Origin of the sequence: Pseudomonas chaetocerotis, assembly GCF_015712105.2 — a bacterium.
GTDB classification, from domain to species: Bacteria; Pseudomonadota; Gammaproteobacteria; order Pseudomonadales; family Pseudomonadaceae; genus Aquipseudomonas; species Aquipseudomonas chaetocerotis.
This window is the reverse complement of sequence record NZ_JACFYX020000008.1, coordinates 102,912-117,466: the sequence shown is the minus strand read 5'-3', so window position 1 is coordinate 117,466 and position 14,555 is coordinate 102,912. Positions and strand designations below refer to the sequence as shown.

General features: G+C 61.3%; 13 protein-coding genes. 3 read left to right on the top strand and 10 right to left on the bottom strand.

Going from position 1 to position 14,555, the window contains the following annotated elements; genetic code table 11:
• Window positions 1-12 precede the first annotated feature (12 nt).
• The 6 genes from nqrE to H3221_RS15425 form a co-directional block, all read right to left on the bottom strand.
• The gene (gene nqrE, locus H3221_RS15450) at window positions 13-621 is read right to left on the bottom strand and encodes an NADH:ubiquinone reductase (Na(+)-transporting) subunit E (RefSeq protein ID WP_160020372.1); all 609 of its coding nucleotides are present in this window, start codon (window positions 619-621) and stop codon (window positions 13-15) included.
• Window positions 621-1,295 carry an NADH:ubiquinone reductase (Na(+)-transporting) subunit D gene (locus H3221_RS15445; protein WP_178094790.1) on the bottom strand — a complete coding sequence of 225 codons (675 nt, stop codon included), beginning with the start codon at window positions 1,293-1,295 and terminating at the stop codon, window positions 621-623. Before H3221_RS15445 ends, nqrE begins: the two co-directional genes overlap by 1 nt.
• The gene (locus H3221_RS15440) at window positions 1,292-2,080 is read right to left on the bottom strand and encodes a Na(+)-translocating NADH-quinone reductase subunit C (protein WP_196474472.1); all 789 of its coding nucleotides are present in this window, start codon (window positions 2,078-2,080) and stop codon (window positions 1,292-1,294) included. Before H3221_RS15440 ends, H3221_RS15445 begins: the two co-directional genes overlap by 4 nt.
• Window positions 2,073-3,284, bottom strand: a complete 1,212-nt coding sequence (locus H3221_RS15435) for an NADH:ubiquinone reductase (Na(+)-transporting) subunit B (protein WP_196474471.1) — start codon at window positions 3,282-3,284, stop codon at window positions 2,073-2,075. Before H3221_RS15435 ends, H3221_RS15440 begins: the two co-directional genes overlap by 8 nt.
• A 3-nt stretch (window positions 3,285-3,287) precedes the next feature.
• A complete protein-coding gene (locus H3221_RS15430; protein WP_196474470.1) occupies window positions 3,288-4,625 on the bottom strand; it encodes a Na(+)-translocating NADH-quinone reductase subunit A in 1,338 nt (445 codons plus the stop codon).
• A gap of 310 nt (window positions 4,626-4,935) precedes the next feature.
• Complete coding sequence (locus H3221_RS15425; RefSeq protein WP_196474469.1) at window positions 4,936-6,402, bottom strand: glyceraldehyde-3-phosphate dehydrogenase; 1,467 nt, start codon at window positions 6,400-6,402, stop codon at window positions 4,936-4,938.
• 131 nt (window positions 6,403-6,533) lie between these two features.
• Here H3221_RS15425 and mfd point away from each other — a divergent pair, with 131 nt between their 5' ends.
• Together mfd and H3221_RS15415 are read left to right on the top strand one after the other, a co-directional pair.
• Window positions 6,534-9,971 (top strand): transcription-repair coupling factor, encoded by a 3,438-nt coding sequence (gene mfd / locus H3221_RS15420; RefSeq protein WP_196474468.1) that lies wholly within the window; start codon window positions 6,534-6,536, stop codon window positions 9,969-9,971.
• Window positions 9,972-9,982: 11 nt separating this feature from the next.
• Window positions 9,983-10,504 (top strand): peptidoglycan binding protein CsiV, encoded by a 522-nt coding sequence (locus H3221_RS15415; RefSeq protein ID WP_196474467.1) that lies wholly within the window; start codon window positions 9,983-9,985, stop codon window positions 10,502-10,504.
• A 156-nt stretch (window positions 10,505-10,660) separates the two neighbouring features.
• Here H3221_RS15415 and H3221_RS15410 read toward each other — a convergent pair whose 3' ends face one another.
• Genes H3221_RS15410 through H3221_RS15395 form a run of 4 tightly spaced genes read right to left on the bottom strand, consistent with a single transcriptional unit; the run spans window position 10,661 to window position 13,704 of the window.
• Window positions 10,661-11,398: an S-methyl-5'-thioinosine phosphorylase gene (locus H3221_RS15410; protein WP_196474466.1), complete on the bottom strand. Its 738-nt coding sequence runs from the start codon at window positions 11,396-11,398 to the stop codon at window positions 10,661-10,663.
• A gap of 10 nt (window positions 11,399-11,408) precedes the next feature.
• Entirely contained in the window at window positions 11,409-12,407 is a 999-nt protein-coding gene (gene nagZ / locus H3221_RS15405; protein ID WP_196474465.1) for a beta-N-acetylhexosaminidase, read from the bottom strand.
• A gap of 12 nt (window positions 12,408-12,419) precedes the next feature.
• Window positions 12,420-12,947, bottom strand: coding sequence for a L,D-transpeptidase (locus H3221_RS15400; protein WP_196474464.1), 528 nt, complete (start codon window positions 12,945-12,947; stop codon window positions 12,420-12,422).
• A gap of 49 nt (window positions 12,948-12,996) precedes the next feature.
• Window positions 12,997-13,704, bottom strand: coding sequence for a TetR/AcrR family transcriptional regulator (locus H3221_RS15395; protein WP_196474463.1), 708 nt, complete (start codon window positions 13,702-13,704; stop codon window positions 12,997-12,999).
• A 228-nt stretch (window positions 13,705-13,932) separates the two neighbouring features.
• On the opposite strand from H3221_RS15395, the gene lexA reads away from it, so the two are divergent.
• Window positions 13,933-14,547 (top strand): transcriptional repressor LexA, encoded by a 615-nt coding sequence (gene lexA / locus H3221_RS15390; RefSeq protein ID WP_074855904.1) that lies wholly within the window; start codon window positions 13,933-13,935, stop codon window positions 14,545-14,547.
• The last annotated feature ends 8 nt before the right edge of the window (window positions 14,548-14,555 follow it).

The window sequence follows — 14,555 nt, the reverse complement described above, 5'->3', positions numbered from 1 at the left end:
TTCATCCTTTCCTTACAGCTGCACGCCGGAGAAGGACATGAAGCCCAGCGACATGAGACCGATGGTGATGAAGGTGATGCCCAGACCCTGCAGGCCAGCCGGTACATCGCTGTACTTGAGCTTCTCGCGGATACCGGCCAGCGCGGCGATGGCCAGTGCCCAGGACACGCCCGCACCGACACCGTAGACGGTGCTCTCGGCCAGGTTGTAGTCACGCTCGACCATGAACAGCGAGCCACCCATGATGGCGCAGTTCACGGTAATCAGCGGCAGGAACACGCCGAGGGCGTTGTACAGCGAGGGCACGTACTTATCCAGGGTCATTTCCAGGATTTGCACGATGGCCGCGATCACGCCGATGAAGGTCAGCAGACCGAGGAAGGACAGGTCCACCTCAGGCATGCCGGCCCAGGCCAAGGCACCATCCTTGAGGATGTTGGTATAGATCAGGTTGTTCACCGGCATGGTGATACCCAGCACCACGACCACGGCGATACCCAGGCCGATGGCGGTTTCCACCTTCTTGGAGATGGCGATGAAGGTACACATGCCGAGGAAGAACGCCAGCGCCATGTTCTCGACGAACACCGCACGGACGAACAGGCTGATGTAATGTTCCATTAATAGGCCTCCTTGCTGGATACCTGAGGCGCCATCTTGTAAGCGTTGGCCTCGATCTGATCCTTCTTCCAGCTACGGATGGCCCAGATGAACAGACCGATCAGGAAGAACGCCGAAGGCGGCAGCAACAGCATGCCGTTGGGCTGGTACCAGCCACCATCGTTGACCACCGACAGAATCTCGTAGCCCATCAGCTTGCCGGCGCCGAACAGTTCACGGATAACGCCCAGGGCAATCAGCATGGCGCTGTAGCCCAGACCGTTACCGATACCGTCAAAGAACGACAGCACAGGCGGGTTCTGCATGGCGAAGGCCTCGGCACGGCCCATCACGATGCAGTTGGTGATGATCAGACCAACGAACACCGACAGCTGTTTGGACAGGCTGAAGGCATACGCCTTGAGCACCTGGTCCACCACGATCACGAGCGAGGCGATGATCACCATCTGCACGATCATGCGGATCGAGCCCGGAATCTGACTGCGGATCATTGAGATGAACAGGTTGGAGAAACCGGTCACCAGCGTCAGCGCAGCGGACATCACCAGCGCGGTCTGCAGGTTCGAGGTCACCGCCAGCGCCGAGCAGATGCCCAGAATCTGCAGGCCGATTGGATTGTTGTTGAAGATCGGGTTGAGCAGGACTTCTTTAATAGTCGGCTGCGACATGATCAAGCCTCCCCTGCACGCAGGTTAGCGATAAACGGACCGAAGCCGTTCTGGCCGAGCCAGAACTTCAGCAGGTTGTCCACACCGACGCTAGTCAGAGTGGCGCCCGCCAGGCCATCGACCTGGTGGGTAGCGTTCGGGCTTTGCGGATCGACACCGCCCTTGACCACCTGTACGGCCAACTTGTCGTTGTCGTCGAACAGGGTCTTGCCCGGCCACTGACCCTTCCATTTCGGGTTGTCCACCTCGCCGCCAAGACCCGGGGTCTCGCCGTGCTGGTAGAAGCCCATGCCGACCACGGTATTGAGGTCGCCCTTGACGGCGATGAAACCGTGCAGGGTGGACCACAGACCATAGCCGCGAACCGGCAGGATCAGGGTTTCGACTTCACCATCCTTCTCCACCATGTAAACGGTGGTGTAACGCTCCTGGCGCTTGATCCCGGCAATATCCTCGCTGCCTTTCAGAGCCTCGGAGGTTTTCGGGTCCTTGGCAGCCTTGAGCGGATCGAAGGTAATCGGGTCGAAAGCATCGGAGAACGTGCCGCTCTCAAGATCCACCAGCTTGGCGGTGATGGTGGTGTCAAACAGCTCCTTGACCTTGGCGCCGGACATACCCGCTTCGCCCAGGCCGGCAATGGCCAGGATGCTGCGCTGCTTGTCCAGCAGGCGGTTTTCAACCTGAGTCGGCTTCAGTGCGATGGCGGCACCGGCGACGAACACCGAGCACACCAGACACACCAGCACCGCCACCGTCAGCGTGCGGACGGTGGATTCTTTTTGACTAGACATTGCGTGCCAGCCTCCGCTTGATATTGGCTTGAACGACGAAGTGGTCGATCAGCGGTGCAAACAGGTTGGCGAACAGGATCGCCAGCATCATGCCCTCGGGGAAGGCCGGATTGACCACGCGGATCAGTACTACCATCACGCCGATCAGGGCTCCGAAGATCCACTTGCCGATATTGGTCATCGAGGCCGACACCGGGTCGGTGGCCATGAAGAACATGCCAAAGGCGAAGCCGCCGACAACCAGATGCCAGTACCACGGCATGGCGAACATCGGGTTGCTGGTGGAGCCGATCAGGTTGAGCAGCATGCTCAGACCGATCATGCCCAGCATCACGCCAGCGACGATGCGCCAAGCGGCGATCTTGGTGATCAGCAGGACCAGGCCGCCGATGGCAATTGCCAGGGTGCTGGTTTCGCCGAGCGAACCGTGAATGGTGCCGACGAAAGCATCCATCCAGGTGATGCCGTTATTGATCACGTTCTCGATGCCGCCGGAGGCTGCCAGGCTCAGCGAAGTAGCACCAGCGAAACCGTCGACCGCAGTCCACACCGCATCACCCGACATCTGCGCCGGATAGGCGAAGAACAGGAAGGCACGACCGGTCAGAGCCGGGTTGAGGAAGTTCTTGCCAGTACCACCGAACACTTCCTTGCCGATCACCACGCCGAAGCTGATGCCCAGGGCCACCTGCCAAAGCGGAATGCTCGGCGGCAGAATCAGGGCGAACAGAACGGAAGTGACGAAGAAACCTTCGTTGACTTCATGCTTGCGGATCGAAGCGAACAGCACTTCCCAGAAGCCGCCGACGATGAAGGTCACCGCGTATACCGGCAGGAAATAAGCCGCACCCTGGATGAAGTTATCCCACAGGCTGTTCGCATCGAAACCGGCCAACGAGCCGATCAGCGCGAAGCGCCAGCCTTCCTGGCTCGCCAGCAGCTCGGGGCTCTGGGCGAAGATCAGGTTGGCCTGGTAGCCGGTGTTCCACATGCCGAAGAACATGGCCGGAAAGGTGCACAGCCATACGGTGATCATCATGCGCTTGAGGTCGATGCCGTCACGCACGTGAGCCGTGGTTTTGGTCACGCTGCCAGGACGATAGAAGAAGGTGTCGATCGCCTCGTACAAGGCATACCACTTCTCGTACTTGCCGCCCTTCTCGAAGTTGTGCTCGATTTTATCGAGCAATGCACGAATACCCATGAGTTAACCCTCCTTCTCGATGCGGGTGAGGTTATCCCGCAGGATCGGGCCATATTCATACTTGCCGGCACACACATAGGTGCACAGCGCCAGGTCTTCTTCGTCGAGTTCCAGGCAACCCAGTTTCTGGGCCATCTCGGTGTCACCGACGATCAGGTAGCGCAACAGTTGAGTCGGCAGGATATCCAGTGGCATCACTGCTTCGTAGTTGCCCACCGGCACCATGGCGCGCGGGCTGCCGTTGGTGGTGGTGGTGAAGTTGAACAGCTTGGCTCCCGCCAGCTTGGAGACGAAAACGTTCAGAACCGAGTGCTTGTTAACGCCGGCACGCAGGTAATGCATCATCTCGCGATCGTTACCCTCGCCCAGGCAAGACACCTGATTGTGGTAGCGCCCCAGGAACGCGAACGCGCCCTGAGCAGTACGACCGCCAAATACCGAGCCTGAAATCACGCGATTGAAGCCAGGTTTCAGCTCACCGGCGGTAAGTTCCTCCAGGCTGGCGCCCAAGCGGGTACGCAGCAGACGCGGCTGCTCGGCAACCGGGCCGCCCAATGCAACCACGCGCTCGACGAACAGCTGACCGGTGGTGAACAGTTTGCCCACCGCGATCACGTCCTGATAACCGATCTGCCAGACACTCTTGCGGGTGCTGACCGGGTCGAGGAAGTGAATATGGGTGCCTGGCAGACCCGCCGGGTGCGGGCCGGCAAAGGTTTCGCTTTGCACCTTGGCAATATTCTCACCCGGCAGGCTGACACCCTCGGCCTTGCACAGGAAAATCTTGGCCAGGTTACCGAGAACCTTGAGGCCGTTTTCGAAGTCAGCGGCATGTTCACCGATGATCACTGCAGGATCAGCGGCAAGCGGATGCGTATCGACTGCAGTCACGAAAATCGAGCTTGGCACTGCATCGAGCGCCGGCACCTTGCTGAACGGGCGCGTGCGCAGAGCCGTCCACAGGCCGGACTGTTGCAGATTCTCGCGAACCTGCTCATCACTGAGCGCTTCAAGCTGGTCGGCCGCGTACTGAGCGAAGGTTTCCTGGTCGTCGCCATCGATATCGATGACCACGGACTGCAGAACACGCTTCTCGCCACGGTGAATGGCGCTGATCACGCCTGCAGCGGGGGCGGTGTAGCGCACGCCGGGTGTCTTCTTGTCGGTAAACAGCAATTGACCGAGTTTGACCCGGTCACCGACCTGCACTTCCATCGTCGGCTTCATCCCGTGATAGTCGAAGCCGATGACGGCGACACTGCGTACGGGCCTGGCGGCCTCGATACGCTGTGCCGGCGCACCCGTTATGGGCAAATCAAGCCCATGCTTTAGTTTGATCATAGGTTTGCCTAACCACTGATTTAGAAAGCTTTTTATAGGACAGGCGGCGCTAGCGAAGGTCTAATAGACCCAACCACACCAATGCGATATGGGCGTGGAGGAAGGCGCCAAACCTGGGTAAAAAATCCGCTTGATTATAAAGACGCCCCCCCTCACTGACCACCCAAGCGCTTGCTTTTTTTGGCTTTTCGGTAACAGGGCGCAACAAGTTCGATGCTGACCCATATCAACTCGCCAACTTCCACCGGGTCATTTCCTGCACATAAAAAAACGGGAGCCGAAGCTCCCGTTTTTCATGCGACCCCGGCGCTTAGCGCGGGAAGGCCGGCGGGTTGACCCCAGCCATGTCTTCCATCACGCGAACCACCTGGCAGCTGTAACCGAACTCGTTGTCATACCAGACGTAGAGCACGACACGGTTGTCGTTGGCGATGGTGGCTTCGGCATCGACCACGCCAGCATGGCGCGAACCGACGAAGTCGGTCGATACCACTTCCTGCGAGCTGACGAAGTCGATCTGCTTCTGCAGATCCGAGTGCATGGCCATCTGGCGCAGGTACTCGTTGATTTCTTCACGGCTGGTGGCTTTCTCGAGGTTCAGATTGAGAATGGCCATCGACACGTTCGGCGTCGGCACACGAATGGCGTTGCCGGTCAGCTTGCCTTTCAGCACTGGCAGCGCCTTGGCTGCAGCGGTTGCGGCGCCAGTTTCGGTGATGACCATGTTCAGCGCGGCACTACGACCACGACGACTGCCTTTGTGGAAGTTGTCGATCAGGTTCTGGTCGTTGGTGTACGAGTGAACGGTCTCGACGTGACCGTTGATGATGCCGTACTGATCATTGACCGCTTTGAGCACCGGCACGATGGCGTTGGTGGTGCAGGAAGCGGCAGAGATGATCTTGTCATCAGCAGTGATTTCGCTGTGGTTGATGCCATGCACGATGTTCTTCAGCGCGCCCTTGCCAGGCGCAGTGAGGACAACGCGATCGACGCCCGGGCAAGCCAGGTGCTGACCCAGGCCCTCGGCATCGCGCCACACACCGGTATTGTCCACCAGCAGCGCGTTCTTGATGCCGTACTGGGTGTAGTCGACTTCCTTCGGCTCCTTGGCATAGATCACCTGGATCAGGTTGCCGTTGGCCGTCAGGGTGCTGTTCTCTTCATCGATGGTGATGGTGCCGTTGAACTTGCCGTGTACCGAGTCACGACGCAGCAGGCTGGCGCGCTTGACCAGATCGTTGCTGGCACCCTTGCGCACGACGATGGCGCGCAGACGCAGGCCGTCGCCACCACCGGTCTTCTCGATCAGGATGCGCGCCAGCAGACGGCCGATACGACCGAAGCCGTAGAGAACCACATCAGTGCCCTCACGCGCCGAACCGTTCTGCTTGCCCACTACGTCGGCCAGCTCGTCCTTGACGAACTGCTCGACGCCGCGACCAGCGCCTTCGGCCTTGAACTTGGCGACCAGCTTGCCCAGGTCCACCGAGGCGGCACCCAGTTTGAGCTCGCTCATGGCCTTGAGCATGGGGAAGGTGTCGTGCACCGACAGCTCGGTCTCATCGGCAAGGCGATGACGAGCGAAACGGTGAGCCTTGAGGATGTCGATGACCGAACGATTGATCAGGCCACGGCCATAAATCGAGGTCACCACATTGTTGTTGCGGTAGAGCTGACCAATCAGCGGAATCATCGCTTCCGCGAGGGCTTCACGATCGATCCATTCACCGAGACACTGGTCGGGCTTCTGAGTCACGGGCAGTACCTTCCACATGTAGGGGCTGAAAAAAGGGGCTACATTATGACGGCGCGCGCGGGCATGAGCAATGCGCGCCTGTCGCGACTGACATTGACCACCAAGCCCCGCTACAATTCCCGGCCTTTCGTCACGACCGTGAGCCGCCCGTGTCCGTACTGCGTCTTCCGTCTCTACCGGCCAGCGCCGGCAAACAACAGTGGGGCAACCTGCCTGGCGCCGCCCTGTCCCTGACCATCGCCGAAGCGGCCAGCGGTGCTGGACGCTTCACGTTGGTGCTCACCGAAGGCAGCCAGAGCGCCGAGCGGCTGCAGGAAGAACTGGCGTTCTTCGCCCCCGATCTTCCAGTGCTGCACTTTCCCGACTGGGAAACCCTGCCCTACGACGTCTTCTCGCCGCACCAGGACATCATCTCGCAACGCATCGCGGCGCTCTACCGCCTGCCGCAACTGAGCCGTGGCATCCTCGTAGTGCCGATCACCACCGCCCTACACCGCCTTGCACCGAAGCGTTTTCTGCTGGGTGGCAGCCTGGTGCTGGATGTGGGCCAGAAACTCGATGTCGAGCAGATGCGCACACGCCTGGAGGCCGCCGGCTACCGCTGCGTCGATACGGTGTATGAGCATGGCGAGTTCGCCGTGCGCGGCGCATTGATCGATCTGTTCCCGATGGGCAGTGACACGCCCTACCGCATCGACCTGTTCGACGACGAAATCGAAACCCTGCGCACCTTCGACCCCGAGACCCAGCGCTCGGTGGACAAGGTCGAGTCGATCCGCCTGCTTCCGGCGCGTGAATTTCCGCTAGAAAAGAAAGCCGTCACCGATTTTCGTGGGCGTTTCCGCGAGCGCTTCGACGTGGATTTCCGTCGCTGCCCGATCTATCAGGACCTTTCCACCGGCATCACCCCAGCCGGCATCGAGTACTACCTGCCGCTGTTCTTCGAAGAGACGGGCACCCTGTTCGACTACCTGCCAGGCGACACCCAGGTGTTCTCTCTACCCGGCATCGAGAAGGCCGCCGAACACTTCTGGACCGATGCGCGCAACCGTTATGAGGATCGCCGGGTCGATCCGGAACGCCCGCTGCTGCCACCTGCCGACATTTTCCTGCCGGTCGAGGACTGCTTCGCCCGCCTGAAGAGCTGGCCGCGAGTGGTGGTCAACCAGGATGACATCGAGCCCGGCGTCGGCCAGACCCGTTTTGATGCACGCGCCCTGCCCGACCTGGCGATTCAGGCCAAGGCCGGCGAGCCGCTGGCTGCGTTGCGTCGCTTTATCGAAGAGTATCCGGGCCGCGTGCTGTTCTGCGCCGAATCGGCCGGGCGCCGCGAAGTGCTGCTGGAGCTGCTCGCCCGCCTCAAGCTCAAGCCCAGGGAAGTCGACGGCTGGTCGGCCTTCGTCGCCAGCCCCGAGCGCCTCAACATCTGCATCGCGCCCCTGGATGAGGGGCTGCTGCTCGACGACCTGGCGCTGATCGCCGAGAGCCCGTTGTTCGGCCAGCGCGTCATGCAGCGTCGTCGCCGCGAAAAAGGCCGCGAAGGTGGCGACAACGTGATCAAGAACCTCACCGAGCTGCGCGAAGGCGCACCGGTGGTGCATATCGATCACGGCGTCGGCCGCTACCTGGGCCTGGTGACCATGGAATTCGACGGCCAGGCCGCCGAATTTCTCGCCCTGCAGTACGCCGACGAAGCCAAGCTTTATGTGCCGGTCGCCAGCCTGCACCTGATCGCGCGCTACACCGGCAGCGACGATGCCCTGGCACCGCTGCACCGCCTTGGCTCGGAGGTCTGGCAGAAGGCCAAGCGCAAGGCGGCCGAGCAGGTGCGCGATGTTGCCGCCGAGCTGCTCGACATATACGCCCGCCGCGCCGCCCGCGAAGGCTTCGCCTTCCAGGACCCAGCTCTGGACTACGCCACCTTCAGCGCCGGCTTCCCCTTCGAGGAAACCCCGGATCAGCAGGCTGCCATCGATGCCGTACGCGCCGACATGCTCGCCGGTAAACCGATGGATCGCCTGGTCTGCGGCGACGTCGGCTTCGGCAAGACCGAAGTGGCCATGCGTGCGGCCTTCATCGCCGTGCATAGCGGCAAGCAGGTCGCCGTGCTGGTTCCCACGACCCTGCTCGCCCAGCAGCACTACAACAGTTTCCGCGACCGCTTCGCCGACTGGCCGGTGAAGGTCGAGGTGATGAGCCGCTTCAAGAGCGCCAGGGAAGTCGACGAGGCCGTACAGCAACTGGCCGAGGGCAAGGTGGATATCGTCATCGGCACGCACAAGTTGCTGCAGGATGACGTCAAGTTCCACAACCTCGGCCTGGCCATCATCGACGAAGAACATCGCTTTGGCGTGCGCCAGAAGGAACAGCTCAAGGCATTGCGCAGTGAGGTGGACATCCTCACCCTGACCGCCACGCCGATCCCGCGCACGCTGAACATGGCCGTGGCCGGTATGCGCGACCTGTCGATCATCGCCACGCCGCCGGCACGCCGCCTCTCGGTGCGCACCTTCGTCATGGAAAGCAACAAGCCGACCATCAAGGAAGCGCTGCTGCGCGAGCTGCTGCGCGGTGGCCAGGTGTACTACCTGCACAACGATGTAAAGACCATCGAAAAATGCGCCGCCGATCTGGCCGAACTGGTGCCCGAGGCGCGTATCGGCATCGGTCACGGGCAGATGCGCGAACGCGACCTCGAGCAGGTGATGAGTGACTTCTACCACAAGCGCTTCAACGTGCTGGTGGCCTCCACCATCATCGAAACCGGCATCGATGTGCCCAGTGCCAACACCATCATCATCGACCGCGCCGACAAGTTCGGCCTGGCCCAGTTGCACCAGTTGCGCGGCCGTGTCGGCCGCAGCCACCACCAGGCATACGCCTACCTGCTCACCCCGCCGCGCAAGCAGATGACCCCGGATGCGGAAAAACGCCTGGAGGCCATCGCCAATGCCCAGGACCTGGGCGCCGGCTTCGTCCTGGCCACCCATGATCTGGAAATTCGCGGCGCCGGCGAACTGCTTGGCGACGGCCAAAGCGGCCAGATTCAGGCCGTCGGCTTCACCCTCTACATGGAAATGCTCGAGCGTGCGGTCAAGGCCATTCAGAAAGGCGAACAACCGAACCTCGACCAGCCACTGGGCGGCGGCCCGGAGATCAACCTGCGTGTACCGGCGCTGATCCCCGAGGACTACCTACCCGACGTGCACAGCCGCCTGATCCTCTACAAACGCATCGCCAACGCCAGCGACGAGGACGGCCTTAAGGAGCTGCAGGTGGAAATGATCGACCGCTTCGGCCTGCTGCCGGAGCCGACCAAGAACCTGATGCGCCTGACCCTGCTCAAGCTGCAGGCCGACAAGCTGGGTATCACAAAGGTGGATGCAGGACCGCAAGGAGGACGCATCGAGTTCGCCGCGGAAACCTGCGTCGACCCGCTGACCCTGATCAAGCTGATCCAGGCTCAGCCCAAACGCTACAAATTCGAAGGCGCCACCGTCTTCAAGATCCAGGTGCCGATGGAGCGCGCGGAAGAGCGTTTCAACACCCTGGAAGCCCTGCTCGAGCGCCTCGCGCCCACCACCTGAAGGACTCACACATGCGCCCACTGCACCTGATCGCCCTGCTGCTCTGCCTGTTGGCACCGAGTGCTTTTGCCGAACGTCTTTACCAGGTCGAACTGCTGGTCTTCCGCCAGGCCGGCGAACCGGTCATCGCGCCCCAGGTGGCGCCGGACGACTGGGCAGGCACGGCATTGCCGATCACCGGCAACGAACGCCCGACAACGCTCGATGGCGAGGCGGCCAAGCTCAATCCGGGCAACGGCTATCAGGTTTTGCTGCACAAGGCCTGGAGCCAGACCATCGGCAACTCACCGAGCCGAATGGCCGTCAGCAGTGGTGAAGAGCACTTCGGCCACCACGCGATCGAAGGCACTCTGAGTTTTACCCAGGAGCGCTTTGCCGACCTGGACCTGGAACTTTGGATCAACCGATTCAGTGTCGACGGCCTGCTCGAAAGCAGCGAGCACATGAAGGTGGCTCAACGCCTGAAGGACAACAGTCTGACCTACCTGGACCATGGCAGCCTGGGCGCACTGGTACGCATCAGGCCGCTTTGAGCAGAGATCCAATGCCACCAGGCTTTTCGCAGGAGCCCGCCCCGAGCAAAGTTTTTCAGACGCGCGCCGCCCAAGTTCACGGCGGGGCGCCGCTCCTGCAGATTCGGCACGTCGATGCTCAACTGGCGGGCATAGACCGCTGTCTTTATAGAGAAGCTAGTTACTCAGCACACGCGCCAGCACCGCCTTGACCGTCCCCATGCCCTGCTCGATCACTCGCTCGATCTCGGCCATGGTGATCAGGGCGCTGGATTTCCCCGCCGCCGGATTCACCACCAGCGCCAGGCAGGCATAGGGCAGCGCCAACTCGCGCGCCAATACCGCTTCGGGCATACCGGTCATGCCCACCAGATCGCAACCATCGCGCTCCATGCGAGCGATTTCCGCCACCGTTTCCAGTCGCGGTCCCTGGGTGCAGCCATAGATCCCGTGATCGCTAAATGCCGCATTCTCGGCACGCAGTGCCGCCACCAACGCCTCGCGCAACTGCTTGTCGTACGGCTGACTGAAATCGACGTGGGTCACGTGCTCCAGATCGCCTTCGTAAAAGGTGTGCGCACGCCCGGAGGTGTAATCGATGATCTGATGTGGCACGCAGAAATGCCCAGCGCCCATGGCAGCATGAATCCCCCCCACCGCATTGACGGCGACAATGGCGTTGGCGCCGGCCTGCCTGAGCGCCCAGAGGTTGGCCCGGTAGTTCACCTGGTGCGGCGCAATCCGATGTGGTTGTCCGTGCCGGGCAAGGAACAGCACCTCGCGCCCGGCGTAGCTGCCGCACAGGATATCGGCCGAGGGCGCGCCGTAAGGTGTATCCAGCGGCAGCGCTTCGTGAATCGTCAAGCCCTCCAACTGGGTCAGGCCGGTACCACCGATAATGGCGTAGACAGTCATTGGCAGATCCTCAGTCAAGCAACTGGGCAGCTCTCAGGGCCGCCACAGCGGTAAGCCAGCGTGGGGCCTGGCGGTATTCGGTAGCGGCATGAGCACGGCCACGCATGCGCTCGAGGCGCGCAGGCGGCGTCACCCGAAGACGCTGCAACGCACTGAGCGCCAGCTCGGCCGAAGCACGGTCATTGCACACCAGCCCCATATCGCAGCCCGCAGCGAGCGCCGCCTCGATACGCTTGCCAGCATCACCGACCACGTGGGCACCCGCCATGGACAGGTCGTCGCTGAAGATCACACCCTCGAAGCCAAGCTCGCCACGCAAGATGTCCTGCAACCAGCGACGGGAGAAGCCAGCCGGTTGTTCGTCAACCTGAGAATAGATGACATGCGCCGGCATCACTGCATCGAGCTCGTGCACCAGACCTTTGAACGGCTGCATGTCGCAAGCGCGGATTTCATCGAGACTGCGCTCGTCGAGCGGGATGGCGACATGAGAATCCGCCTCGGCCCAGCCGTGCCCGGGGAAGTGTTTGCCGGTAGCGGCCATCCCTGCCTGATGCATGCCGCGGATGAAAGCGGCCGCCAGCGTGGTGGCCCGTTGCGGATCCCCCTCGAAGGCACGACTGCCCACCACCGCACTGCGCTGGTGGTCGAGATCCAGTACCGGCGCAAAGCTCAGATCCAGGCCAACCGCCAACACCTCGCTCGCCATCAACCAGCCGCAGTGCTCGGCCAGCACCTCGGCATTGTCGTTGTCGGCGATGGCGCGCATCGCCGGCAAGCGCACAAAGCCCTGACGCAGACGCTGCACCCGTCCACCTTCCTGGTCCACCGCCAGCAGCAGGTCCGGGCGCACCGCACGGATGCTCTGGCACAGCTCGCGCACCTGGCGCGGCGATTCGATGTTGCGGGCAAAAATGATCAGACCACCCACTTCGGGCTGGCGCAGCATCTGGCGATCCTCGGCGGTCAACCAGGTGCCGGCGATGTCCATCATCAAAGAGCCTTGCATGAGTCTATTTCCTCAGGTGAAGTCTAGGTCTGCAGCCCACTGCGGGCACGGCGCCTCATCGATACGCACTTTGCAATGCAGCGGTACGCACTCGAAAAGCGCCAGCATGTCGGCGTTACGCAAACGAATGCAGCCATGGGACAACGGTGTACCCATGGGTTCCGTATCCGGCGTGCCATGCAGATAGATATAACGGCGAAAGGTGTCGACCTCGCCCAGGCGATTGCGCCCCGATTCAAGACCGCTCAGCCAGAGAATACGGGTGAGAATCCAGTCACGGCCAGGAAACTGCTCGTGCAGCTCAGGTGACCACACTTCCCCCGTCCAGCGACGACTGCGCAATACGGCCGCCAGAGGCAAACCAGCGCCGATTTTCGCGCGCACCTGATGCAGCCCGCGCGGCGTACAGCCTGAGCCGTTAAGCTCACCCGCCCCACCGAGCGCAGTGGAGACAGGCAAGCTCAGCAGCAGCCGCCCGGCACTGAAGCCGTAGAGCGCCTGATCGGCAATGGAGATATGGAGTAGATCTAGATCGGACATGGGCCGCTAGCTTAGCCGAAGGGCGAAGCCAAGCCCACCTGCCGCCAGGTCAAACCTTGGGCATGGTGCTGGGTGTCTTGCTGCGCGGCTTGAGTTGCGCGCCGGCCAATGCCGGATCGGCGATACCGGTTTCCGAACGCATGCCGGCAGCCAGAAACGGCACCATCATGCGCATCACCTGCTCGATCGAGGTGTTGACGCCGAAATCAGTCTCGGCCATCGCGCGCAAAGCCTTGATACCGGACATGCTGAACGCCGCAGCGCCGAGCATGAAGTGCACACGCCAGAACAGTTCCAGTGGTGGAATACGCGGCGCCGCCTCATGTACCAGCAGCATGTAACGACGGAAAACCTTGCCGTAGACCTCTTCCAGATACTTGCGCAAGTGACCCTGGCTCTGGCTGAAGGCCAAACCGAGCAGGCGCATGAAAATGGACAGGTCGTTACCGCTGCGCGGCTTGACAGCCAGGGCCTGCTCGACCAGAAGCTCGAGCAGCTCCTCAAGGGAAACCTGGGTTTCGGACTTGGCCTGACGGCGATCGAGTTCCTTTTCCAGGCTGGTACAGAAAGGTCCCAGGAAACGCGAAAAGACCGCTTGAATCAGCGCCTTCTTCGAACCGAAGTGATAGTTGACGGCAGCCAGGTTGACCCCAGCCTTGCTGGTGATCAGGCGCAGCGAGGTCTCGGCGAAGCCTTTTTCCGCGAACAGCTGTTCCGCAGCATCGAGAATGCGTTCAACGGTTTCCGACTGAGCCATGAGTTATCACCTGACAAACACTTGTTTGAAACATACGTTTCATTCCACTGAATTGTCAAGCCGCATCAGCCGTCTTTTGGCCGGCGGGTCACAGCTTACAACAAGCAGAGACGCAGATGACCCGGCATGGGTAACAAGCCGGACGGCAGGCCTTCGCAAAATGGGCGTTGCCAAGCCCCGCTTACTGTATATAATCCCAGTCACTGTATAAAAAGACAGAGCCCAGCCATGCTGAAACTGACGCCACGCCAAGCCGAGATCCTTGCCTTCATCAAGCGCTGCCTGGAAGACAACGGCTACCCACCCACCCGCGCGGAAATCGCTCAGGAACTGGGGTTCAAATCACCCAACGCCGCAGAAGAGCACCTCAAGGCCCTTGCCCGCAAGGGTGCCATCGAGATGACGCCAGGCGCTTCACGCGGCATCCGCATTCCCGGCTTCGAGGCAGGCGCTGCGAACGAGGATACGGGCCTCCCGGTAATCGGCCGTGTCGCCGCAGGCGCACCGATCCTTGCACAGCAACATGTCGAGGAATCCTGCCAGATCAACCCGGCATTCTTTCAGCCCAAAGCCGACTATCTGCTGCGTGTACGCGGCATGAGCATGAAGGACATCGGCATCTTCGATGGTGATCTGCTCGCCGTGCACACCACCCGGGAAGCCCGCAATGGCCAGATCGTCGTCGCCCGTATCGACGATGAAGTGACGGTCAAGCGCTTCAAGCGCGAGGGCAACAAGGTCTGGCTGATTGCCGAGAACCCTGAATTTGCACCGATCGAAGTGGATCTGGAACACCAGGATCTGGTCATCGAAGGTTTGAGCGTCGGTGTAATCCGCCGCTGAGGAGACAC